The 22,568-nt window shown below is 70.1% G+C and carries 19 protein-coding genes; 11 read left to right on the forward strand and 8 right to left on the reverse strand.

Annotated elements, in window-relative coordinates; genetic code table 11:
• Positions 1–206 precede the first annotated feature (206 nt).
• The 4 genes from ACTWQO_RS07995 to serA all read left to right on the forward strand — a co-directional run bounded on the left by ACTWQO_RS07995 (position 207) and on the right by serA (position 5,580).
• Positions 207–2,063 carry an acetolactate synthase large subunit gene (locus ACTWQO_RS07995; RefSeq protein ID WP_443236515.1) on the forward strand — a complete coding sequence of 619 codons (1,857 nt, stop codon included), beginning with the start codon at positions 207–209 and terminating at the stop codon, positions 2,061–2,063.
• Positions 2,064–2,085: 22 nt separating this feature from the next.
• Entirely contained in the window at positions 2,086–2,610 is a 525-nt protein-coding gene (gene ilvN, locus ACTWQO_RS08000) for an acetolactate synthase small subunit (RefSeq protein ID WP_062708926.1), read from the forward strand.
• A gap of 119 nt (positions 2,611–2,729) precedes the next feature.
• A complete protein-coding gene (ilvC, locus tag ACTWQO_RS08005) occupies positions 2,730–3,731 on the forward strand; it encodes a ketol-acid reductoisomerase (protein WP_210577311.1) in 1,002 nt (333 codons plus the stop codon).
• A gap of 247 nt (positions 3,732–3,978) precedes the next feature.
• Entirely contained in the window at positions 3,979–5,580 is a 1,602-nt protein-coding gene (gene serA / locus ACTWQO_RS08010) for a phosphoglycerate dehydrogenase (RefSeq protein ID WP_443236516.1), read from the forward strand.
• 8 nt (positions 5,581–5,588) lie between these two features.
• On the opposite strand, the gene ACTWQO_RS08015 is transcribed toward serA, so the two are convergent.
• Positions 5,589–7,118 carry an MFS transporter gene (locus ACTWQO_RS08015; RefSeq protein ID WP_443236517.1) on the reverse strand — a complete coding sequence of 510 codons (1,530 nt, stop codon included), beginning with the start codon at positions 7,116–7,118 and terminating at the stop codon, positions 5,589–5,591.
• Positions 7,119–7,202: 84 nt separating this feature from the next.
• Between ACTWQO_RS08015 and ACTWQO_RS08020 the strand changes: the two genes are divergently transcribed.
• Complete coding sequence (locus ACTWQO_RS08020) at positions 7,203–7,787, forward strand: TetR/AcrR family transcriptional regulator (protein ID WP_443236518.1); 585 nt, start codon at positions 7,203–7,205, stop codon at positions 7,785–7,787.
• Here ACTWQO_RS08020 and ACTWQO_RS08025 read toward each other — a convergent pair.
• The 5 genes from ACTWQO_RS08025 to ACTWQO_RS08045 all read right to left on the reverse strand — a co-directional run bounded on the left by ACTWQO_RS08025 (position 7,741) and on the right by ACTWQO_RS08045 (position 13,930).
• The gene (locus ACTWQO_RS08025; RefSeq protein ID WP_443236519.1) at positions 7,741–8,448 is read right to left on the reverse strand and encodes an ATP-binding cassette domain-containing protein; all 708 of its coding nucleotides are present in this window, start codon (positions 8,446–8,448) and stop codon (positions 7,741–7,743) included. The genes ACTWQO_RS08020 and ACTWQO_RS08025 overlap by 47 nt on opposite strands.
• On the reverse strand, positions 8,435–9,394 hold the full coding sequence (locus ACTWQO_RS08030; protein ID WP_443236520.1) for an ABC transporter ATP-binding protein: 960 nt from the start codon (positions 9,392–9,394) through the stop codon (positions 8,435–8,437). Before ACTWQO_RS08030 ends, ACTWQO_RS08025 begins: the two co-directional genes overlap by 14 nt.
• Positions 9,363–11,141: an ABC transporter permease subunit gene (locus ACTWQO_RS08035; RefSeq protein ID WP_443236521.1), complete on the reverse strand. Its 1,779-nt coding sequence runs from the start codon at positions 11,139–11,141 to the stop codon at positions 9,363–9,365. The genes ACTWQO_RS08030 and ACTWQO_RS08035 overlap by 32 nt, the downstream gene beginning before the upstream one ends.
• Positions 11,138–12,625 (reverse strand): ABC transporter substrate-binding protein, encoded by a 1,488-nt coding sequence (locus ACTWQO_RS08040; RefSeq protein WP_443236522.1) that lies wholly within the window; start codon positions 12,623–12,625, stop codon positions 11,138–11,140. Before ACTWQO_RS08040 ends, ACTWQO_RS08035 begins: the two co-directional genes overlap by 4 nt.
• Positions 12,626–12,712: 87 nt before the next feature.
• Entirely contained in the window at positions 12,713–13,930 is a 1,218-nt protein-coding gene (locus ACTWQO_RS08045) for a PucR family transcriptional regulator (RefSeq protein ID WP_443236523.1), read from the reverse strand.
• A 106-nt stretch (positions 13,931–14,036) separates the two neighbouring features.
• Here ACTWQO_RS08045 and ACTWQO_RS08050 point away from each other — a divergent pair, with 106 nt between their 5' ends.
• From ACTWQO_RS08050 to ACTWQO_RS08060, 3 genes are all read left to right on the forward strand, one after another.
• Positions 14,037–14,963 carry a proline dehydrogenase family protein gene (locus ACTWQO_RS08050; RefSeq protein ID WP_443236524.1) on the forward strand — a complete coding sequence of 309 codons (927 nt, stop codon included), beginning with the start codon at positions 14,037–14,039 and terminating at the stop codon, positions 14,961–14,963.
• 122 nt (positions 14,964–15,085) lie between these two features.
• Positions 15,086–16,717, forward strand: a complete 1,632-nt coding sequence (gene pruA / locus ACTWQO_RS08055; protein ID WP_443236525.1) for an L-glutamate gamma-semialdehyde dehydrogenase — start codon at positions 15,086–15,088, stop codon at positions 16,715–16,717.
• An 87-nt stretch (positions 16,718–16,804) separates the two neighbouring features.
• Positions 16,805–17,632: an alpha/beta fold hydrolase gene (locus ACTWQO_RS08060; RefSeq protein ID WP_443236526.1), complete on the forward strand. Its 828-nt coding sequence runs from the start codon at positions 16,805–16,807 to the stop codon at positions 17,630–17,632.
• Between the two features lies 1 nt (position 17,633).
• Here ACTWQO_RS08060 and ACTWQO_RS08065 read toward each other — a convergent pair whose 3' ends face one another.
• Positions 17,634–17,840, reverse strand: coding sequence for a DUF5988 family protein (locus ACTWQO_RS08065; protein WP_362949231.1), 207 nt, complete (start codon positions 17,838–17,840; stop codon positions 17,634–17,636).
• A gap of 328 nt (positions 17,841–18,168) precedes the next feature.
• Between ACTWQO_RS08065 and ACTWQO_RS08070 the strand changes: the two genes are divergently transcribed.
• Positions 18,169–18,300: a hypothetical protein gene (locus tag ACTWQO_RS08070; RefSeq protein ID WP_301984497.1), complete on the forward strand. Its 132-nt coding sequence runs from the start codon at positions 18,169–18,171 to the stop codon at positions 18,298–18,300.
• 147 nt (positions 18,301–18,447) lie between these two features.
• Here the strand turns inward: ACTWQO_RS08070 and ACTWQO_RS08075 are convergent, their stop codons facing one another.
• On the reverse strand, positions 18,448–20,004 hold the full coding sequence (locus ACTWQO_RS08075; protein ID WP_443236527.1) for a purple acid phosphatase family protein: 1,557 nt from the start codon (positions 20,002–20,004) through the stop codon (positions 18,448–18,450).
• Positions 20,005–20,146: 142 nt separating this feature from the next.
• Here ACTWQO_RS08075 and ACTWQO_RS08080 point away from each other — a divergent pair, with 142 nt between their 5' ends.
• Entirely contained in the window at positions 20,147–21,199 is a 1,053-nt protein-coding gene (locus ACTWQO_RS08080; protein WP_443236528.1) for a 3-isopropylmalate dehydrogenase, read from the forward strand.
• Positions 21,200–21,435: 236 nt separating this feature from the next.
• Positions 21,436–22,524 carry a branched-chain amino acid aminotransferase gene (locus ACTWQO_RS08085; RefSeq protein WP_443236529.1) on the forward strand — a complete coding sequence of 363 codons (1,089 nt, stop codon included), beginning with the start codon at positions 21,436–21,438 and terminating at the stop codon, positions 22,522–22,524.
• The last annotated feature ends 44 nt before the right edge of the window (positions 22,525–22,568 follow it).

Here is a 22,568-nt window from a genome sequence, read left to right on the forward strand (position 1 = left end):
GGGAGGGTCAGTGCCATGCGCACCCGAATTCTCGTACTTGGAAAGCGCGTCGGCTGAAGCTGAGCCCCAGACCGCTCAGCGACCCCTCCCGGCGCGCTCCCCTCGCTTGCCTTATGGCACGAGGGGTTTTTTGTTGCACAGGCACCTGTCGTACAGCAGCCGCACACCGCACGAACTTCGCAAAAACCCTCAGCATCGAGAAGAGAATGCCGATGACCGAGCAGGCCACCGGGGCCCATCATCCGCAGCCGCGGCCCCGTTCCGGAGGACACCAGTCCGCCCCCGAGCAGATGACGGGTGCGCAGTCCCTCATCCGCTCTCTCGAGGAGGTCGGCGCCGACACGGTATTCGGCATTCCCGGCGGCACCATCCTGCCGGCGTACGACCCGATGATGGACTCCAAGCTGGTGCGGCACGTGCTGGTCCGTCACGAGCAGGGCGCCGGCCACGCGGCCACCGGTTACGCGCAGGCCACCGGCAAGGTCGGGGTGTGCATGGCGACGTCCGGGCCGGGCGCCACCAACCTGGTCACCCCGATCGCGGACGCGCACATGGACTCCGTGCCGCTGGTCGCGATCACCGGGCAGGTCGTGTCCAAGGCGATCGGTACGGACGCATTCCAGGAGGCGGACATCGTCGGCATCACCATGCCGATCACCAAGCACAGCTTCCTGGTCACCAAGGCGGAGGACATCCCCCGGGCGATCGCGCAGGCGTTCCACATCGCCTCCACCGGCCGCCCGGGGCCGGTCCTGGTCGACATCCCCAAGGACATCCTCCAGGCGAAGACCACCTTCTCCTGGCCGCCGACCATGGACCTGCCCGGCTACCGGCCCGTCACCAAGCCGCACGCCAAGCAGATCCGTGAGGCCGCCAAGCTGATCACCTCCGCCAAGCGGCCCGTCCTCTACGTCGGCGGCGGCGTCCTCAAGGCGCACGCCACCGCCGAGCTGAAGGTCCTCGCAGAACTCACCGGAGCGCCCGTCACCACCACCCTGATGGCGCTCGGCGCATTCCCCGACAGTCACGAGCTGCACGTGGGAATGCCGGGCATGCACGGTGCGGTCACCGCCGTCACCGCGCTGCAGAAGGCCGACCTGATCGTCGCCCTCGGAGCCCGCTTCGACGACCGCGTCACCGGCAAGCTCGACAGCTTCGCCCCGTACGCCAAGATCGTCCACGCCGACATCGACCCGGCCGAGATCGGCAAGAACCGCGCCGCCGACGTGCCGATCGTCGGTGACGCCCGCGAGGTCATCGCCGATCTGGTCCAGGCCGTGCAGAAGGAGCACAGCGAGGGCAACACCGGCGACTACAGCGCCTGGTGGAAGGACCTGAACCGCTGGCGCGAGACCTACCCGCTGGGCTACGAGCAGCCCGACAACGGCTCGCTCTCCCCGCAGCAGGTCATCCAGCGCATCGGCCAACTCGCGCCGGAGGGCACGATCTTCGCCGCGGGCGTGGGCCAGCACCAGATGTGGGCCGCGCACTACATCGAGTACGAGCAGCCCGCGACCTGGCTCAACTCCGGCGGCGCCGGGACGATGGGCTACGCGGTCCCGGCCGCGATGGGCGCCAAGGCCGGAGCCCCGGACAACACGGTCTGGGCGATCGACGGCGACGGCTGCTTCCAGATGACCAATCAGGAACTCACCACCTGCGCCCTGAACAACATCCCGATCAAGGTCGCCATCATCAACAACGGCGCCCTCGGGATGGTCCGCCAGTGGCAGACCCTCTTCTACAACCAGCGCTACTCCAACACCGTGCTGCACAGCGGCCCGGAGGCGGACGGCAAGCAGCCCAGCGCCGGCACCCGCGTCCCCGACTTCGTGAAGCTGTCGGAGGCCATGGGCTGCTACGCGATCCGCTGCGAGGACCCGGCCGACCTCGACAAGGTCATCGAAGAGGCGAACTCGATCAACGACCGCCCGGTCGTCGTCGACTTCATCGTCCACGAGGACGCGATGGTGTGGCCGATGGTCGCCGCCGGCACCTCCAACGACGAGATCATGGCCGCCCGGGACGTCCGCCCCGACTTCGGCGACAACGAAGACGACTGAGCGAGAGAGACGTAAAAAGACCATGTCCAAGCACACGCTCTCCGTCCTGGTGGAGAACACGCCGGGCATCCTCGCCCGGATCGCCGCCCTGTTCTCCCGCCGCGGCTTCAACATCGACTCGCTCGCCGTCGGCGTCACCGAACACCCCGACATCTCCCGCATCACCATCGTGGTGGGCGTCGAGGACCTGCCGCTCGAGCAGGTGACCAAGCAGCTCAACAAGCTCGTCAACGTGCTGAAGATCGTTGAACTGGAACCCGGTTCGGCCGTTCAGCGCGAACTCGTTCTGGTGAAGGTGCGCGCCGACAACGAGACGCGCTCCCAGATCGTCGAGATCGTCCAGCTGTTCCGCGCCAAGACCGTCGACGTCTCTCCTGAGGCCGTCACCATCGAGGCCACCGGCAGCGGCGAGAAGCTGTCCGCCATGCTCAAGATGCTGGAGCCGTATGGCATCAAGGAGCTGGTCCAGTCCGGCACGATCGCGATCGGCCGCGGCGCGCGTTCGATCACCGACCGGTCGCTGCGCGCCCTGGACCGGTCGGCATAACGACGGACACGGGCGGCCGGGAGGACACCGGCCGCCCGTATACCGAGACCCGCGAACTTCCCTTCAGCCCGCCGTCATACGGTGGGACGCAACACCTGCACACAAGGAGAGAACCCAAAGTGGCCGAGCTGTTCTACGACGCCGACGCCGACCTGTCCATCATCCAGGGCCGCAAGGTCGCGGTCATCGGTTACGGCAGCCAGGGCCACGCCCACGCGCTGTCGCTCCGTGACTCGGGTGTCGACGTCCGGGTCGGTCTGCACGAGGGCTCCAAGTCCAAGGCGAAGGCCGAGGAGCAGGGGCTGCGCGTGGTGACCCCGGCCGAGGCCACCGCCGAGGCCGACGTGATCATGATCCTGGTTCCGGACCCGATCCAGGCCCAGGTCTACGAGGAGTCCATCAAGGACAACCTCAAGGACGGCGACGCCCTGTTCTTCGGCCACGGCCTGAACATCCGCTTCGACTTCATCAAGCCCCCGGCCGGCATCGACGTCTGCATGGTCGCCCCGAAGGGCCCGGGCCACCTGGTGCGTCGCCAGTACGAAGAGGGCCGCGGCGTTCCCTGTATCGCCGCTGTCGAGCAGGACGCGACCGGCAACGCCTTCGCGCTGGCCCTGTCGTACGCCAAGGGCATCGGTGGCACCCGCGCCGGCGTCATCAAGACGACGTTCACCGAGGAGACCGAGACCGACCTGTTCGGTGAGCAGGCCGTCCTCTGCGGTGGTACGGCCGCGCTGGTCAAGGCCGGTTTCGAGACGCTGACCGAGGCGGGCTACCAGCCGGAGATCGCGTACTTCGAGTGCCTGCACGAGCTGAAGCTGATCGTCGACCTCATGTACGAGGGCGGCCTGGAGAAGATGCGCTGGTCCGTCTCCGAGACCGCCGAGTGGGGCGACTACGTCACCGGCCCGCGGATCATCACCGACGCCACCAAGGCCGAGATGAAGAAGGTCCTGGCGGAGATCCAGGACGGCACCTTCGCGCGTGAGTGGATGGCCGAGTACCACGGCGGTCTGAAGAAGTACAACGAGTACAAGCAGCAGGACGCCGAGTCCCTGCTGGAGACCACCGGCAAGGAGCTGCGCAAGCTCATGTCGTGGGTGAACGACGAAGAGGCGTAGCCATGGGCACGGGGCCGCAGCGATTCGCTGCGGCCCCTTTGCCGAACCTCCGGTAACCGCTCGTCCACGGCGTGCAGCCACGGATGAGTGATCCTTCCGTGGAGGCGCAGGACGACCTCCCGAGCAGCACTAGACTGCTGCACTACATACGCGTCGGGCCACAGCGTCGTGCGTCTTCCACGCGGCAACCCCTCCACCGCCTGCGGCCGTCGGGACGGCCGTCCGCATTGGACTTGTGAGGACTCACGTGAGCACTGCTGCCAACGCCAAACCGGTCGTACTCATCGCTGAAGAACTGTCGCCCGCGACTGTCGACGCCCTGGGGCCGGACTTCGAGATCCGGCATTGCAACGGAGCAGACCGAGCCGAACTGCTCCCCGCCATCGCCGACGTCGACGCGATCCTGATCCGCTCGGCCACGAAGGTGGACGCCGAGGCGATCGCCGCCGCGAGCAAACTGAAGGTCGTCGCACGAGCCGGCGTCGGCCTGGACAATGTCGACGTCTCCGCCGCCACCAAGGCCGGCGTGATGGTCGTCAACGCCCCCACCTCGAACATCGTGACCGCCGCCGAGCTGGCCTGCGGTCTGATCCTCGCCACCGCCCGCAACATTCCGCAGGCGAACGCCGCGCTGAAGAACGGCGAGTGGAAGCGCAGCAAGTACACCGGCGTGGAGCTGGCCGAGAAGACCCTCGGTGTGGTCGGGCTCGGCCGCATCGGTGCCCTTGTCGCGCAGCGCATGTCGGCGTTCGGCATGAAGGTCGTCGCCTACGACCCCTACGTCCAGCCTGCCCGGGCCGCGCAGATGGGCGTCAAGGTGCTGTCGCTGGACGACCTGCTCGAGGTCTCCGACTTCATCACCGTCCACCTGCCCAAGACGCCCGAGACCCTCGGTCTGATCGGCGACGAGGCGCTGCGCAAGGTCAAGCCGAGCGTGCGCATCGTCAACGCCGCGCGCGGTGGGATCGTCGACGAGGAGGCGCTGTACTCCGCTCTCAAGGAGGGCCGGGTCGCCGGTGCCGGTCTCGACGTGTACGCGAAGGAGCCCTGCACGGACTCGCCGCTGTTCGAGTTCGACCAGGTCGTCTCCACCCCGCACCTCGGTGCCTCCACCGACGAGGCGCAGGAGAAGGCCGGTATCGCCGTCGCCCGCTCGGTGCGCCTCGCGCTCGCCGGTGAGCTGGTCCCGGACGCGGTGAACGTCCAGGGCGGCGTCATCGCCGAGGACGTCAAGCCGGGCCTGCCGCTCGCCGAGCGCCTCGGCCGGATCTTCACGGCGCTCGCCGGTGAGGTCGCCGTCCGCCTCGACGTCGAGGTGTACGGCGAGATCACCCAGCACGATGTGAAGGTGCTGGAGCTCAGCGCCCTCAAGGGTGTCTTCGAGGACGTCGTCGACGAGACCGTGTCGTACGTCAACGCCCCGCTGTTCGCCCAGGAGCGCGGCGTCGAGGTGCGGCTGACCACCAGCTCGGAGTCCCCCGACCACCGCAACGTCGTCACCGTGCGCGGCACGCTCGGCAGCGGCGAGGAGGTCTCGGTCTCCGGCACGCTGGCCGGTCCCAAGCACCTGCAGAAGATCGTCGCGGTCGGCGACTACGACGTCGATCTCGCGCTCGCCGACCACATGGTGGTGCTGCGCTACGAGGACCGGCCGGGTGTCGTCGGCACCGTCGGCCGCATCTTCGGTGAGGCGGGCATCAACATCGCCGGCATGCAGGTGTCGCGGGCCGTCGCCGGTGGCGAGGCGCTGGCCGTCCTGACGGTCGACGACACGGTGCCCTCCGGGGTGCTGGCCGAGGTCGAGGCGGAGATCGGGGCGACGTCCGCTCGCGCGGTGAACCTGGCCTGAGGTCGTCCTCAAACGCCGGACGGGCTGAGGGAACTCGGCTCGCCCGGCGTTTTGTCGTGCCGGCGCGTCCGGCGCAGAGCCAGGGGAGTCAGGCACGCGGCCCCGGCCAGCAGTACCGTTCCCGCGATCGCCGCCCCCTGCATGCCGTGGGTGAACGCCTCGCGGGCCGTGGTGGCAAGGCCCGGGAACCGGTCGGCGACCGCCAGCGCACCGCCCAGCGTCTCGCGGGCCGCGTCCGGCGCCGAGGACGGGATCTCGTGGCGGTAGACGGCCGTACCGATGGACCCGAGCAGAGCCATGCCGAGGGCGCCGCCGAACTCCGCGCCGGTCTCCATGAGTGAGGAGGCGGCGCCCGCCCGTTCCACCGGGGCCGAGCTCAGCGCGAGGTCCGCGATCTGGACTGTGACGAGGGTGATCCCGGAGGCGAGGACCCCGCACGCGGTCAGCAGCAGCCACATGGAGTCCGTTCCGGTCAGGGCCAGCAGGCCGTAGCCGCCCGCGCCGATCAGGAAGCCTGCGGTAACGACGTGCACGCGGCTCAGGCCCCTGTGCACCAGCTGGGTCGACAGGGGCGCCGCGAGACCGATCGGCACCGAGGGGAGCAGGGCCCACAGGGCCGCTTCCAGGGCGCTCTTGTCGAGGACCGACTGGATGTACTGGGTGGTGAAGTACGCCGAGCCCATCATCGCGAACATGGTGATCAGGTAGAGCGTGAGGGCCGGGGTGAAGCCGGGGCGGCGGAACAGGTCCGGGGAGATCATCGGCGCGGCGGTCGTGCGCTGGCGGTGGACGAAGAGCGCGGCGAAGAGCAGGCCGACGGTGATCGACACGACGTAGCGGACGTTCCAGCCCTCCGAGGGGATCTCCTTGAGGCCGTAGACCACGGGCAGCACCGCGGCCATGGACAGCGGGATGCTCGGCCAGTCGAAGCGGCCGGGCTCGGGGTTCTTCGCCTCGGGGAGCAGGATCGGGCCGAGGACCAGCAGCAGGGCCATCGCGGGCAGGTTGACCAGGAAGACCGAGCCCCACCAGAAGAACTCCACCAGCAGTCCGCTCAGTACCGAGCCGAGCGCGATCCCGGCCGTCATGACGCCGGACCACAGGGCGATCGCCTTCGTCCGCTGCGCCGGGTCGGTGAACATCGTGCGGACCAGCGCCATCGTGGACGGCATCAGGGTCGCACCGCCGACGCCGAGGACCGCGCGGGCCACGATCAGCATCTCGGCGCTGTCGGCGTACGCCGCGGCCAGTGAGGCGGCCCCGAAGGCGGCCGCGCCGATCAGGAGCAGCTTGCGCCGGCCGATGCGGTCGCCGAGCGAACCCATCGTCATCAGCAGGCCGGCCAGGACGAAGGCGTAGATGTCGAAGATCCACAGCTGCTGGGTGCCGGTCGGCTCCAGGTCCGCGCTGATCGCCGGGACGGCGAAGTAGAGGACCGAGACGTCCATCGACACCAGCAGCAGCGGCAGCATCAGCACGCCGAGCGCCGTCCATTCGCGGCGGCCGGCACGGGTGGGTGGAGTCGGGTTCGTTGTCATGCCGGTGAATGTACACACGTCTTAAACGCTTGTCTATGACGCATGTATAGGACGGCCGTATGGATCCGGGGTAGTCTGGGTGCCATGGGACACCGTGAGGATCTGCTCGAAGGCGCCAAGCGCTGCCTGGTGGCGAAGGGATTCGTGCGCACGACCGCGCGCGACATCGTCAAGGAGTCGGGGACGAACCTGGCGTCGATCGGCTACCACTACGGCTCGAAGGACGCGCTGCTGGCGGAGGCCTACCTCGCGCTGGTCGGTGAGCTCTCCGACGCCTTCGACGGCGACGGGACCGCCGAGAGCGCCACCGCGCCCGGCTCCGTCGAGCGCTTCCAGGAGGCGTGGTCGAACATCATCGACACCATGCGGGGGCCCGGTTCGATGTGGCGGCTCAGCGTGGAGATCGTGGCCATGGGGGATCAACTGCCCGCCGTGCGCGACCATCTGGCGTCGCAGCAGCGGGACGCCGAGCGCGCTCTCGTGGCGTTGTTCATGGGGGTGCCGGAGGATGAGATCCCCGACAAGACCCTGGACACGCTCGGAAGGTTCTACACGACGCTGATGACGGGCCTCATCGCACAGTGGAACTTCGACCCCGAGCACGCGCCCGACGCCGACGCGCTCACCGAGGGACTGCGTCAGGTGATGGAAGCCGCCACTCGGAAGTGATGATCCCGTCCCGCATCTCGACCACCCGGTCCGCGAAGTGCCGTACCACCGCCCGGTCATGGCAGATGAACAGATAGCCGAGGCCGAGGTCGTCCTGGAGGTCGGCGAGCAGGTTCAGCACGCCTGCGCGGATCGACGGGTCCAGGGCCGACACCGGCTCGTCGAGGATCAGCAGGCGTGGGTCGGAGGCCAACGCGCGGGCGATTCCGGCGCGTTGGCACTGGCCGCCGGAGAGTTCGTGCGGGCGGCGGTCGCCGTACGAGGCGTCGAGGCCGACCCGGTCGAGGAGTTCGGCGACGCGGGCGGGGCCGTCGGTGGCGGTCCAGCGGCCGTGGATCTTCAGGGGCTCGGCGATCGCGTCACGGATGCGGTGGCGGGGGCTCAGGGAGCCGTACGGGTCCTGGAAGACCGGCTGCATCCGGGGGCGGAGAGGGCGCAGTTCGCTGTCCGTCAGGCTGGTCAACTCCCGGCCTTCGAAGTGCACTTCACCTCCGTCCGGGCGGCGCAGCTGGAGCACGGCCAGCGCGGTGGACGACTTGCCGCAGCCGGAAGGGCCGTTCAGGGCGAGGGTCTCGCCCGCCTCCAGCGCGAAGGACAGATGGTCCACGGCCGTGACCGTGCCATAGCGGACGACCAGGTCGCGGACGTCAAGAAGAGGCACGGTGCGTCTCCTGGAGCAGGTCGGGGACGTCGGCCCAGCGGTGGCAGGCGATCAGCCGCTCCTTCACCCGCTGGGGCTCCGGTTCGGTCTCGTGACACGCGTCCGACGCGAGCGAGCAGCGCGGCGCGAAGGCACAGCCGGGCGGGAGGGCGCCCGGAGCGGGCGGGGTGCCCGGGAGGGCGGGGAGACGGCGACGCCTGGACGCGCCGTCCGGGAGCGAGGCCAGCAGGCCCGCCGTGTACGGCGCCCGGGGACGCGTCAACACCTCGTCCGCCGGGCCGAGTTCGGTGACCCGCCCGGCGTACATCACCAGCACGCGGTCGGCGTGCGCCCGTACGACGTCCATGTCGTGCGTGACCAGCACCAGCGCCGCCCCGACCGCCTCGCGCTGCTCGCCCAGCACCCGGAGCACCTGGTCCCGGTGCTCCTCGTCGAGCGCGGTGGTCGGCTCGTCGGCGACGACGATGTCCGGTTCGTTGACCGTGGCCATCGCGATGACCGCGCGCTGACGCATGCCGCCGGAGTACTCGTGCGGATAGGCCCGCGCCTTGCGCGCCGCATCCGGGATCCCCACCCGGTCCAGCGCCGCCACCGCCCGCGCCCGTGCCTCCTTGCGGGAGACGCGGGCCACCGACCGTACGGCGGCGGCCAGTTGGTCGCCCACCGGATGTACGGGGGAGAGGGAGGAGAGGGCGTCCTGCGGGACGAGCGCGATACGGCGCCCGCGCTGGGCCGTGAGGTCAGGCAGGACCGTGCCGTTCGTCGTCGCCTCCGCCGGCAGCATGCCCAGCAGAGCCCGCGCCGTCAGCGACTTGCCCGCGCCCGACTCGCCCACCACGGCGAGCACCTCACGCGGGCGCATATCGAAGGACACCCCGCGCACCGCCTCCACCCCGTCGAAGGCGATCCGCAGATCACGCACCGACAACAGCACGTCCGACTCCACCGGAGGCCTCCTTCCCGACACGGGGCACACGGGTCACAGGCTTCACACGGGTGACCTGCCTTCCTTGCGCATACGACGCCCCGGACACCGCGAGCCCCGCCAGCAGGGCCAGTGCCACGGCGGGCGCGAGGGCGGCCCACGGTGCCCGTTCCACATAGGCGCGCGACTCGTCGAGCAGCAGACCCCACTCGGGCGCGGGCGGCTGCGCGCCCAGGCCCAGGAAGCCCAGCGAGGCCAGGGCGAGGGCCATGCCGGGCAGCCGCAGCAGGGCGTGCCGGGCGACCGGCGCCGCCACGGACGGCAGCACATGCCGGGACAGGATCCACCACGGCGTTGCCCCGATGGCCCGCTGGGCGGTGAGGAACGCCGACGCGCGCACCTCCTGCACCAGCGCCGCCGCATGGGCGGCCAACGGCGGCCAGGAGATCAGCGCGACCGCGAAGGCCGCACCGCCGGTGCCGGGCCCGGCGGCGGCCGCGACCAGGATCCCGGCGATCACCGGCGGCAGCGCGTTCGCGATGTCCGACGCGCCCGCCGCGACACCCGGCAGGAAGCCGAGGGCCAGCGCGAGCAGCAGGCTGGCCAGACATACGGCGGCCGCGGTGCCGACCGTCGGAGCGGCGCCGTGCCCGAGCCGGGCCAGTACGTCACGGCCGATTCCGTCGGTGCCGAGCGGGTGCGCCCAGGAGGGCGAGGCCAGGCGGGCGGCGGTGTTCACGGCGTACGGGTCGCGCAACAGACCCCAGCCGATGGCCACGGCAAGGACCGTGAACAGCGTCAACGGGATGGCCGGGTGGGTACGGACCGGCCGGACCGGCGGCAGGGAGAGCTCGGCGTCACGCAGCGCGGGACCCAGCAGCCGCCGCCGCAGCAGAGCCGCGACGGCACCCGTCACCAGCCCCAGCGCCAGCAGGGCCAGCACCGCCCCCTGGAGCAGCGGCAGGTCCTGCGACTTGGCCGCCCCGAGCGCCGTACGCCCGATGCCCGGCACCGCGAACACCGTCTCCACCGCGACCGCACCCCCGGTCAGACCGACGGCGGCCATCCCGAACTGCGGTACCAGCGGCGGCAGTACACGCCGCAGCGCCGCCGCCGAGACGCGCGCCCTGCTCACCCCGGCGCCCCGCCACAGCTCCACCCACCGCTCGTCCAGCACGGCGGGCAACGCGTCCGCGACCAGCCGGCCGAGGACGCCGCCCGCCGGGACGCCGAGGGCGAGCGCGGGCAGGACCATGTACTCCGGCCCCTGCCAGCCCGAGGTCGGCAGCCAGCCCAGCCACACCCCGCAGACCAGCAACGCCACGGTGGCCAGCAGGAATTCGGGTACGGCGGCCAGCATCGCGGCCCCCGCCCCGCCCGACCCGCGCCCCCGTACCAGCACCGGCGCGACCAGCACGCAGGCCAGCACCACCGCGAAACCGAAGGCCGCGCCCATCAGCCCCAGCGACACCTGGAGCCCGGCGGTCACCGACGGCAGGACCTCGGTGCCGGACACCCACGACAGGCCGAGGTCCCCGCGCACCAGATCGGAGACCCAACTCCCCAGCAGCGAAAGGGGACCGGCATCCAGCCCGAGATCCCGTCGTACGGCGTCCAGCGCCTCCCTCGTCGGCTCCTGCTCGGCGGAGCGCGCCCGCAGGACCGTCAGCGCGGGGTCCCTGCCGGAGAGCCAGGGCAGCAGTCCTACGGCGGCCAGGACCGCGACGAGACAGAGAACCCGGGTCACCCCGGCGGCGGTCGGCCTCACTTGATGTACGTGTCGGCCGTGACCAGCTCACGCTCGCGCGGGTCGTGCGCGGCGTCCACGACCCCGGCGGCGTCGCCCTGGATGACCCGCTCATGCAGCATCGGGATCGCGGCATCGGTGGTCAGCACGGCGGCCTCGGCCGCGATGACGGCCTTGCGGCGTGCGTCGCCCACCGCGGTCTCGCCCGCGCTCTTCAGTGCCTTGTCCACGGAGTCGTCCGTGAGCTGGGAGAGGTTGAAGGAGCCGTCGGAGGCGAAGTCGCTGTAGAGGTAGGCGGTCGGGTCGCCGGAGTCGAGGACGGTGGCCCGGGACAGGATGAACGCGTCGAACTCGCCCGCCAGCGCGTCGGATTCGATGTTGGCGTACTCCCGGACGTCCAGCTTCACCTTGAAGCCGACCTTCTGGAGCTGCTGTTGCAGGGTGGCGGCGACCTCGGGCAGTTCGGCGCGGTCGGTGAAGGTGCCGATGGTGACGGTCTGGCCGCTCGCCTTCTTCGCCGCCGCCCGCTTCACCTCGGTGCGCAGGTCGGCGGCCCACGGCAGCGCGGGCCCGAGCAGCCCCTCGGCGACATCGGCGCGCCCCTCGTACACGCCCTTCACGATCGACTCGGCGTCGATGGCCTCGCGGGCGGCGGCCCGCAGGGAGGCGTCCTTGAAGACGCCCTGCTCGGTGTTGAGATACAGCGTGTTGGTCCGCGGCATCGGGACCTCGGTGATCAGCTCTTCGTCCAGCAACGCGGCTTGCGACACCGGCACGGCCTCGACGATGTCGGCCTCGCCGCTGCGCAGGGCGGCGGCGCGGGCGGTGCCGTCCGGCACGAACTTCACGTCGATACCGGGGGCCTTGGCCTTCTTGCCCCAGTAGTCGTCATAGCGGTCGAGGGAGGCGGACGCGGTGCCGTTGACCTTCGTCAGCTCGAAGGGGCCGGTGCCCGCGCCGAGGGGGTTGACCGTCTTTCCGGTGTACGCCCTCGCGGCGAGGATCGACAGCTGGGGCGAGCTGAGCCGCTGCGGGACGAGGGGGTCCTCGTCGGCGGTGGTGACCGTGACGGTGTCGGAGCCCTGTGCCTTCACGGTCAGCTCGACGCCGTCGAGGATGCGGGGCTTGGGGGAGGCGGTGGCCGCGGTGGTGAGTGACCGCACGACGGCCTCGGCGTCGAGCTCGGTTCCGTCGTGGAAGGTGACGCCGTCGCGTATCTCGAAGGCCCAAGTCCGTCCGGACTGCTTCCACTCGGTGGCCAGCGCGGGCTCGGCGTCGCCGTCCGCGTCCAGCTTCACCAGGGTCTCGGCGGTGGACCAGCGCGACAGCTTGAACGCGTCGTCGGAGAGCGGGGAGAGACCTGAGCGCGGCGGCAGCATATGGGCGACGCGGATGCGCTTGCCGTCTTCCCCGGCGGAGGACCCCGAGCCCGAGAAGCAGCCGGTGAGCAGCACGGAGGCGGCGGAGACCGCGGTGAGGGACAGCAAGCGGGCAGGGACGCGCACGGGACACTCCGAGTAAAGGGGTGGTCAAAGGTTGAGCGTGCGACGACCGTAGCATGATGACAATCGTTTTCAGAAGCGTGTCTGGATCTACAGCTTTGCCGCTTTCAGCGCCATGTGCAGCAGCAGCCGCTGCTCGCCGTCGTCCAGGTCGAGACCGGTCAGCTTCTCGACGCGGGACAGGCGGTAGTAGAGCGTCTGCCGGTGGATGCCCAGTTCGGCGGCGGTGCGGGCGGCCTGGCCGGCGCAGTCGAGGTAGACCTCGGCGGTGCGGGCGAGGTCGCGGTGGGCGGGGGTGAGGAGAGGGGCGACGGCCGGGTCGTGGGCGGTGTCCGGGGGCAGCGAGGTGAGCAGCCGGTACGGGCCGATGTGGTTCCACTCGGCCACCGGCCCGAACCGGGGTTCCGCCAGGGCGGCGCGCGCGGCTGCCGAGGCCTCCTGCCAGGTGGTGCCCAACTCGGCGAGTCCGGTGCGAGGTTCGCCGACCCCGGCCGCGCCCGCCCCCTCCTTGAGCAGCCGCGCCGCTGCCGCGAGCGCCGGGGTCCGGGCGTCCGGTGACCGCAGCCGGACCAGTACGGCCAGGCTCTGGCCGGACGTGCCCCACGGGACCGTGCACAACGCCGTCGCGTGCGGGATCGTACGGGCCGACGGGGCGTCGTCCGGGTCGGTCGACGGCCAGGGCGCGACGCACACGACGGTGTGCAGGCCTTCGCCGCGCGGGCCGAGGGCCGTACGCAGTGCCGCCACCGCCATGTCCCGCTGCCAGCCGCGTTCGGCGGTCAGCACCTCCCGCAGCTCCCGTGTGAGATCCGCGCCCGCCTGCGCCTCGTCGGCGAGCAGCGCGCCGATCCGCCCGGTCACGTCCATCGCGGCGGCGAGCTGCTGCTCGGTGGGGCCCGGCTCGCCTTCGAGCAGCCAGACGTACCCGAGGACGACACCCCGATGGCGTACCGGGAGACAGATCCGTCCCCGGTGGACCCCCGCCTCCGGAGTGGGCGGGATACGGACCGGGGCGGTCGCACGCGTGATGCCGAAGCCCTCGAACCACGCCCGAACGGCCGCTGTCGAGCGCCGGGTCAGGATCGATCGTGCGCGCACCGGGTCCAGCGCCGACGCATCCAGTTCGTCCTCGCTGTCGTACGCAGCGAAGGCGATCAGCTCGAAGTCGCGGTTCTCCAGGGTCGCGGGGACGCCGAGCAACTCGGAGATCTCGTCGACCAGCTCCTGGTAGTCGTCCGCTCGGTTGAAAGATGGAGTGTCGGCCGTCACTCGGGCATTCTCCCGCAGAACCACCGCGCCTTCATACATCTGTCTGAGATCTGCGGCACGGATGCGTGACAGCTGTCGATGGCCGACGATCGGAGGGATCCTTAGGTTTCACGGTGGTTCTATCTGCTGTTTGTGGAGGTGCCCCGTGCTGGGTCCCGTGATTCTTGCCGCGTCGCGCAGCGACCGGATGCGACGCCTGATCTCGGCGGCCCCGGTGACCAAGCAGGTCGTCGACCGCTTCATCCCCGGCGAGACGGTCGACGAGGTCGTGCCGATCATCCAGGACCTGACGGCCAAGGGCCTGGAACTGACCATGGACGTGGTCGGCGAGGACATCACCACCCCCCAGCAGGCCGAGGCCGCCCGCGACGCCTACCTGGAGCTGATCGACCGGCTCAAGGAGCTGGAGCTGGGCACCCGTGCCGAGATGTCCGTCAAGCTGTCGATGTTCGGCCAGGCGCTGGACGGCGGCCACGAACTGGCGCTGGCCAACGTCCGTCCGGTCGTCGAGGCCGCCGCCGCGATCGGCACCACGGTCACCCTGGACGCGGAGGACCACACCACCCTCGACTCGATGTTCGCCATCCACGACGAGCTGCGGAGGGACTTCCCGCAGACCGGCTGCGTCATCCAGGCCTACCTCTTCCGCACCGAGGCCGACGCCCGCCGCCTCGCCGCGAACGGCAGCCGCGTACGGCTGGTGAAGGGTGCGTACAAGGAGCCCGCCGAGGTCGCCTACCAGCAGAAACACGAGATCGACAAGGCGTACGTCCGCATCCTCAAGGTTCTGATGGAGGGCGACGGGTACCCGATGATCGGGTCCCACGACCCGCGCCTGATCTCCATCGCCCAGGAACTGGCCCGGCGCGCCGGGCGCAAACTCGACGAGTACGAGTTCCAGATGCTGTACGGCATCAGAAGCGACGAGCACGTACGGCTCGCCGCCGAAGGCCACCGCATGCGCGTCTACACCGCCTACGGCACCGACTGGTACGGCTATTTCATGCGGCGTCTTGCCGAGAAGCCCGCCAATCTCGTGTTCTTCGTGCGGAGCGTGATCACACGTGGCTGATTCAGCTTGGCTGTGCTGCGGCTTCTGCCGGGGGTCCGGGGGTTGTCCCCCGGGCTGGCACAGCGCTCGCTCGACCCTCACCAAGGGCTGACCCACCCGCTCAGTAAGGAGTTACGGAACTTATGGACGCTGTGACCCAGGTCCCCACCCCCGTCAACGAGCCGGTGCACGGCTATGCCCCCGGCTCGCCCGAGCGTGCCCGGCTGGAGGCCAGGCTCAAGGAGCTGGCCGAGAACCCGGTCGACCTGCCGATGACCATCGGCGGCGAGAAGCGGATGGGCGGCGGCGAGCGGTTCGACGTCGTGCAGCCGCACAACCACAAGGCGCGCCTCGGCACGTACGGCAACGCGACTCAGCAGGACGCCCAGGACGCGATCGACGCGGCCCTCGCCGCCGCGCCGGCCTGGCGTGCGATGTCCTTCGACGACCGTGCCGCGATCATCCTTCGCGCGGCCGAGCTGCTGTCCGGCCCGTGGCGCGAGACGCTGGCCGCCTCCACCATGCTCGGCCAGTCGAAGACCGCCCAGCAGGCGGAGATCGACACGCCCTGTGAGCTGATCGACTTCTGGCGCTTCAATGTCGCCTACGCCCGCGATCTGCTCGCCGAGCAGCCGGTCGCCAACTCCCCGGGCGTCTGGAACCGCCTCGACCACCGCCCGCTGGAAGGCTTCGTCTACGCGATCACGCCGTTCAACTTCACGGCGATCGCGGGCAACCTGCCGACCGCCCCCGCCCTGATGGGCAACGTCGTCGTCTGGAAGCCGTCCCCGACGCAGACCCACGCCGCCGTGCTGCTGATGCAGCTGCTGGAGGAGGCCGGTCTGCCCAAGGGCGTCATCAACCTGGTCACCGGCGACGGCATCGAGGTCTCCGAGGTCGCCCTGGCCCACCGCGACCTCGCCGGCATCCACTTCACCGGCTCGACCAAGACCTTCCAGTACCTGTGGAAGACGGTCGGCGCCAACATCGAGAAGTACCGCTCCTACCCGCGCATCGTCGGCGAGACCGGCGGCAAGGACTTCGTGGTCGCCCACCCGAGCGCCGACCCCGCGATCCTGAAGACCGCCCTCACCCGCGGTGCCTTCGAGTACCAGGGCCAGAAGTGCTCGGCGACCTCCCGGGCGTACATCCCGGCGTCGATCTGGAACTCCGGTTTCCGTGACGCGTTCGCGGCCGAGGTCGACGGCATCGCCATGGGCGACGTCACCGACCTGTCGAACTTCATCGGCGCGGTCATCGACGAGCGCGCCTTCGCCAAGAACAAGGCCGCGATCGACCGGGCGCAGGAGGACCCGACCTGCACGATCGTCGCGGGCGGCTCCTACGACGACTCGGTCGGCTACTTCGTCCGCCCGACGGTCGTCGAGTGCACGGACCCGGCCAACGAGGTCTTCACCACCGAGTACTTCGGCCCGTTCCTCGCGGTGCACGTCTACGAGGACGACCGGTACGAGGAGATGCTGACCCAGATGGAGTCGGTCACCGACTACGCGCTCACCGGCTCGGTCATCGCGGGCGACCGCGCTGCGGCGGCGTACACGATGGACAAGCTGCGCTACGCGGCCGGCAACTTCTACATCAACGACAAGTCGACCGGCGCCGTCGTCGGCCAGCAGCCCTTCGGCGGCGGCCGCGCCTCGGGCACCAACGACAAGGCGGGCGCCCCGCAGAACCTGATGCGCTGGACCCTGACCCGCGCCATCAAGGAGACGCTGGTCCCGCCGACCGACTACACCTACCCGCACATGGGCTGACGGCCCCGGCGAAACTCCGCCCCCGTTCCGGATCCCCCCTCCGGAGCGGGGGCGGTTTCCATGCGCAGGCGGGCACACTGGACTCCCATGGAGACCGTCACGACGGACGACGGCGTACGGCTGTGGGCGAGCCGGTCGGGCCGGGGCGAGCCGCTGGTGCTGTGCCACGGCGGGCCCGGCCTCTGGGACATGTTCGAGGACGTGGCCGCCCTGCTCGCCGACACGGCCATGGTCGTGCGCTGGGACCAGCGCGGCTGCGGGCGTTCGGAGCGGTGCGCGGGACCCTGGACGACCGAGCGTTTCGTGGCCGACCTGGACGCCGTACGACGGCACTACGGCCTCGACCGGATGGCGCTGCTCGGCCACTCCTGGGGCGCGCAGCTGGCGTTGAGCTATGCGCTGGACCGTCCGGAACGGGTCGATGCGCTCATCTACGTCAGCGGTACGGGCATCGTGCCGGAGTCGGACTGGCACGGCCCCTACAAGGAGACCTTCCTCGCGCGGCTCGGTGAGGACCCCGAACGGCTGTCTCGTTGGCAGGACTTGCCCAAGGAGGACCGGGAGCGTGCGGTGCTCCAGTGGTCCGTCGAGTTCGAGGACCGTGAGCGGGCGCTGGAGCATGCCGGGCGGATGGCCGACCCCTGGTTCGGCATCAACACCGAGTGCAACACGGCCCTGAACGCCGAGAGCCGACGCACCTGGGGCGCCCCTCAGCTGTACGACGCCTGCGGCGCCCTGGACCTGCCCGTCCTCATCGTCGACGGCGCCCAGGACATCCGCCCGCGCTCAGCCGTCGACTCCCTGGAGCGGGCCCTGCCGAACGTCCGCCGAGTGACCCTGCCGGAGGCCGGACATCTGCCGTGGGTGGAGGACCCGAAGGGCTTCCGGGAAGCGGTCGTGCCGGCGCTGCGGTGACCTACTCGGCGATCTCCGTCCGCTCCCACCACTCGTACACGGGCAGCCGGCCCTCCGTCGTGTCCTCGTGCCGCTCGGTCGCCCGGAAGTGCTCGTATCCACCGCGCAACTTGATCTTCACGTCTGTCCCCGGGGGCGGGGCCGGGACGATCCGCTCGGGCAGATCGTCCGGGCCGCCCGCGAGCAGTGCCTTGGCCGTGTCGCTCATGACGTCACGGGTTCCCGCTGCCGCGGGACGAAGTCGCATGCCGCGAAAAGGATCAGTCGTGTGGGGGAGGGGGGTCCGGTGAAATCCCAGGTCAGCCCCGTGTGACGTAATCCGCCGTCTCAGATAGTAGGAAGTCCGAGTAATTGTGGAGACAGACGCTCCGTCCTCCCTTAACTTTGTAGGAGCCGAACGTCTCGCTCGATCAAGCGAATGGCGGACGTGAGCCGGGCCCCGTGCAGGCAACCCCTGCGGCCACCGCTCCCCGCCCCACCCGGCGTCTCGTAACCCCTGTCCGAACTCCAGGATTATTCGAAGGAGTCGATTTCTCATGGCCGAGACGACCGCCCGCCGTCGAGTCCGTCACCTCTCCCGCACGAGCGAGTCCGACCGCAAGAACGCGGCCGCCGCCCTCCAGCGCGCCCTCGACCGCCGGGACAACGGCGGCGCGACCGGCCACTGAGCGCTCCCGCTCCGCTCGAAAGTGCCGCGGTATGCCGTCGCTCGTCTGCGGCACCGTCGTGGCTGGTCGCGCAGTTCCCCGCGCCCCTTCGGGGCGCTGTGCACCTCGCAAACCGGGAGCCGCCCGTATGAGGTGCGGTGCGGAGCCTTACGCTCCGCGCCGCACCTCGAAGTGGTCGATGCGTTCGCCGCTCTGCGCCAGCGCCGACACCTTCAGCCGGGGCGCCGCACCGCTCTCCGCCTCCACCGAGAGGAAGGAGAAGCCCCGGTAGCGCACCCGTGACCACTCCACGGTCTCCGCCTTGGCGAGCCGTGACCTGGTCCACTGGAAGGTCGTCACCGACTCGCGCTCGCGGACGTGACCCTCGTAGCTCTCCTCCGCGCCCACCGGAAAGCCGTACAGATCCTTGCCGCCGCCGCCCGCGGTGACGTACACGATCCCGTCCCGAGTCGGATCCGTCGACTCGCCGATCGGTACCGGCTTGCCGACCTCGCCGTTCTTGATGGCGTCCGTCCGCTCGTACACATGGTTGTGCCCGTTGATCACCAGATCCACCTCGTGCCGCGCGAACAGCGGCAGCCACTCGGCGCGCACGCCGCCGTCGGAGGCATGGGTCGACGTGGAGTACGCGCAGTGGTGGAAGAAGACGACGATGAAGTCGACGTCCGCGGACGACCGCAGTTCACGCAGCTTCTCGTCCAGCCACTTGGTCTGCCTGCCGTCCGTGTAGCCGAGGTTGGCCGGGATCTCGTACGACACGTCGTTCGCGTCCAGCGCCACCACACCGACGTTTCCGTAGGTGAACGCGTACACGCCCGGCGCGGTGCGCGGGTCGAAGCCGTTGTCCGGGAGGGAGAAACGGGCAGTCTGGCCGCCGTAGCCGTCCGGCGAGTACCAGGCCTCCATGTCGTGGTTGCCGGTGGTCACCATCCACGGCACCGATCTGGCCACCGTCTCCGTCTGCTTGAGGAACAGGTCCCAGTGTCCGGGGTCGTAGGAGTCCGACTCCTTGCCCCGGCCGTTCACGTTCGCGTAGCAGATGTCGCCTGCATGGAGATGGAAGGCGGGCTTCTGGCGGAGCAGTACGTGGTCGTTGGCTGCCGCGTCCTTGCCCACGCCCTGGTCGCCGAACGCGGTGAAGACGAAGGTCTCCGGGGTCGCCGGCGCCGTGCGGAAGGAGCTGATCGTCGAGCGGCGGTCCGGGGCGGCCGGGTCGAAGCCGTCATGGCCGACGCCGTAGTAGTACGTGGTGCCGGGGCGCAGGCCGTCCAGGGCCGCGTGCACGTAGTACTGCTCGAACGCCGGGCGCACGCCCTGGAGTTCGGGGGTGTGCAGATCGCGCACCTCGGCCTCGATCTTCCGGCTCAGCTCCTCGGGCCGGGTGCCGATCCGGACGTACGGCTTCTTCACCGCGGCCGGCACCTGCCAGGAGACCCGCATCTGGGTCTTCGGGTCGGCGCCGAAGGCGAGGTGGCGGCCGAAGGGGGTGGCGACGGAGCCGGGGACCTTCGACGTCGCGGAGGGGGACGGCTTTGTCGTCGTCGTTCCCGACTCCGAGCATCCGGTGAGCAGTCCGCCCGCCACCGCGCCCGCCGTCACCAGCGTGCGGCGGCGGGTCAGTCTGGTCCGCAGGTACTCGTGCTGCTCGGCCATGCTCATCCGGCGCGCGAGCTGCGGCGGAATACCGAAGTCGGGAAGGTCCATGGCTGTGAACTTCCCAGCGAAGCCCAACACCCGCCCTACGTACGGGTGAACGGAGGCCGACGCCGTGGTGTTGCCGCCGACCGGGTGTCCGTATCCCGGACGCCTTGTGTCACCCCATGGGACGAGGAGTAGGGTGCTGCGTATGTCGGTAAGCTCTCGCATCCTCAATCTCGCAGTGATTCCCGGTGACGGCATCGGCCGGGAAGTCGTGGCCGAAGGCCTGAAGGTCCTCTCCGCCGTCCTCCCTGGGGATGTGAAGCTGGAGACCAAGGAGTACGACTTCGGCGCCAAGCGCTACCACGCCACCGGTGAGACCCTCACCGACGCGGACGTGGACGCCCTGAAGAAGCACGACGCCATCCTGCTCGGCGCCATCGGCGACCCGTCGGTCCCGTCCGGTGTGCTGGAGCGCGGCTTCCTGCTGAAGCTCCGCTTCCTCTTCGACCACCACGTCAACCTGCGTCCGTCGAAGCTGCTTCCGGGTGTGGAGACACCTTTGAAGGGCGAGCCGTCCATCGACTTCGTCGTCGTCCGCGAGGGCACCGAAGGCCCGTACACCGGCAACGGCGGCACCATCCGCAAGGGCACCGAGCACGAGGTCGCCACCGAGGTCTCCGTGAACACGGCCTTCGGTGTCGAGCGTGTGGTGCGGGACGCGTTCGCCCGTGCGCAGGCCCGTCCCCGCAAGAAGCTCGCGCTGATCCACAAGAACAACGTGCTGACCTTCGCGGGTCACCTGTGGACGAACATCTTCAACAAGGTGGCCGAGGAGTTCCCCGAGGTCACCACCGAGTACATGCACGTCGACGCGGCGACCATCTACCTGGTCACCCAGCCCGAGCGGTTCGACGTGATCGTCACCGACAACCTCTTCGGCGACATCATCACCGACCTCGCCGCGGCCGTCTCCGGCGGCATCGGCGTCGCCGCGAGCGGGAACATCAACCCGTCCGGCGAGTTCCCCTCGATGTTCGAGCCGGTCCACGGTTCCGCGCCCGACATCGCCGGCCAGGGCAAGGCCGACCCCACCGCCACGGTCCTGTCCGTCGCCCTCCTCCTGCGCCACCTCGGCTACGAGGCCGAGGCCGCCCGTATCGACGAGGCGGTCTCCGTCGACCTGGCCGAGCGCACCGGCAAGCCCGCCCGCAGCACCGCCGAGATCGGCGACGCGCTCGCGGTACGAGTAGCCGGCTGACCCGCCGCGCTGCACGAAGCCGCCGGGTCTCCAGTACCCGGCGGCTTTTCTATGTCCCCGCCGGGTGCCACCATCATCCTCTGGGTCGCATTCACGCCGATTTCTTCCACGGCCCCCGCTTGCGATAATCGAACGCGGAGCCGCGGTATCAGGGAATGCTCGGACGTCCTAGCACTGGCCACTGGCAGTACTGGCGTGAGCGCGGCCCGTCACACACAACCGGTGAAGGACAACTCATGACGACGCCCACGATCGAGCTCAAGCCCTCGGCCTCGCCACTCTCCGACGCGGAGCGTGCGGCGATCCTGGCCAACCCCGGGTTCGGCCGCCACTTCACCGACCACATGGTGGTCATCAAGTGGACGGCGGGCCGCGGCTGGCACGACGGCCAGCTCGTCCCGTACGCGCCGCTCTCCCTCGACCCGGCCACCATGGTCCTGCACTACGCGCAGGAGATCTTCGAGGGCCTGAAGGCCTACCGCCAGCCCGACGGCTCCGTGGCCATGTTCCGCCCGGACAAGAACGCCAGGCGCTTCCAGGCGTCCGCCCGTCGCCTCGGCATGCCGGAGCTGCCGGTCGAGACGTTCATCGAGGCGTGCGACGCGCTGGTGAAGCAGGACGAGGCCTGGGTTCCGGCGCACGGCGGCGAGGAGTCCCTGTATCTGCGCCCGTTCATGATCGCCACCGAGGTCGGGCTGGGTGTGAAGCCGGCCGGCGAGTACCTCTTCCTGGTCATCGCCTCTCCCGCGGGCGCCTACTTCCCCGGCGGCGTGAAGCCGGTCTCCATCTGGCTCTCCGAGGACCGCGTCCGCGCCGTCCCCGGCGGCATGGGCGACGCGAAGACGGGCGGCAACTACGCGGCCTCCCTCCTCGCCCAGGCCGAGGCCGCCGCCAAGGGCTGCGACCAGGTCTGCTACCTCGACGCCGTCGAGCACAAGTGGATCGAGGAACTCGGCGGCATGAACCTGTACTTCGTGTACGGCGACAAGATCGTCACCCCCGCCCTCACCGGTTCCATCCTCGAGGGCGTCACCCGCGACTCCCTGCTCACCGTCGCCCGCGACCTCGGCTACACCTCCGAGGAGGGCCGCGTCTCCAGCGACCAGTGGCAGCGCGACGCCGAGAACGGCACCCTCACCGAGGTCTTCGCCTGCGGTACGGCGGCCGTGATCACCCCCGTCGGCACCGTCAAGCGCGAGGGCGCCGAGTGGCAGCAGTCGGGCGGCGAGCCGGGCGAGGTCACGCTGAAGCTCCGTCAGGCGCTGCTGGACATCCAGCGGGGCGTCACGGAGGACAAGCACGGCTGGATGCACCCGCTGGGCTGAGCGCACACCGCGGACGCCGACCCGCCCCGGAGGCTCCTGTCCGG

The organism is Streptomyces sp. 4N124 (genome assembly GCF_052245395.1).
In the GTDB taxonomy this organism is placed as follows: domain Bacteria; phylum Actinomycetota; class Actinomycetes; order Streptomycetales; family Streptomycetaceae; genus Streptomyces.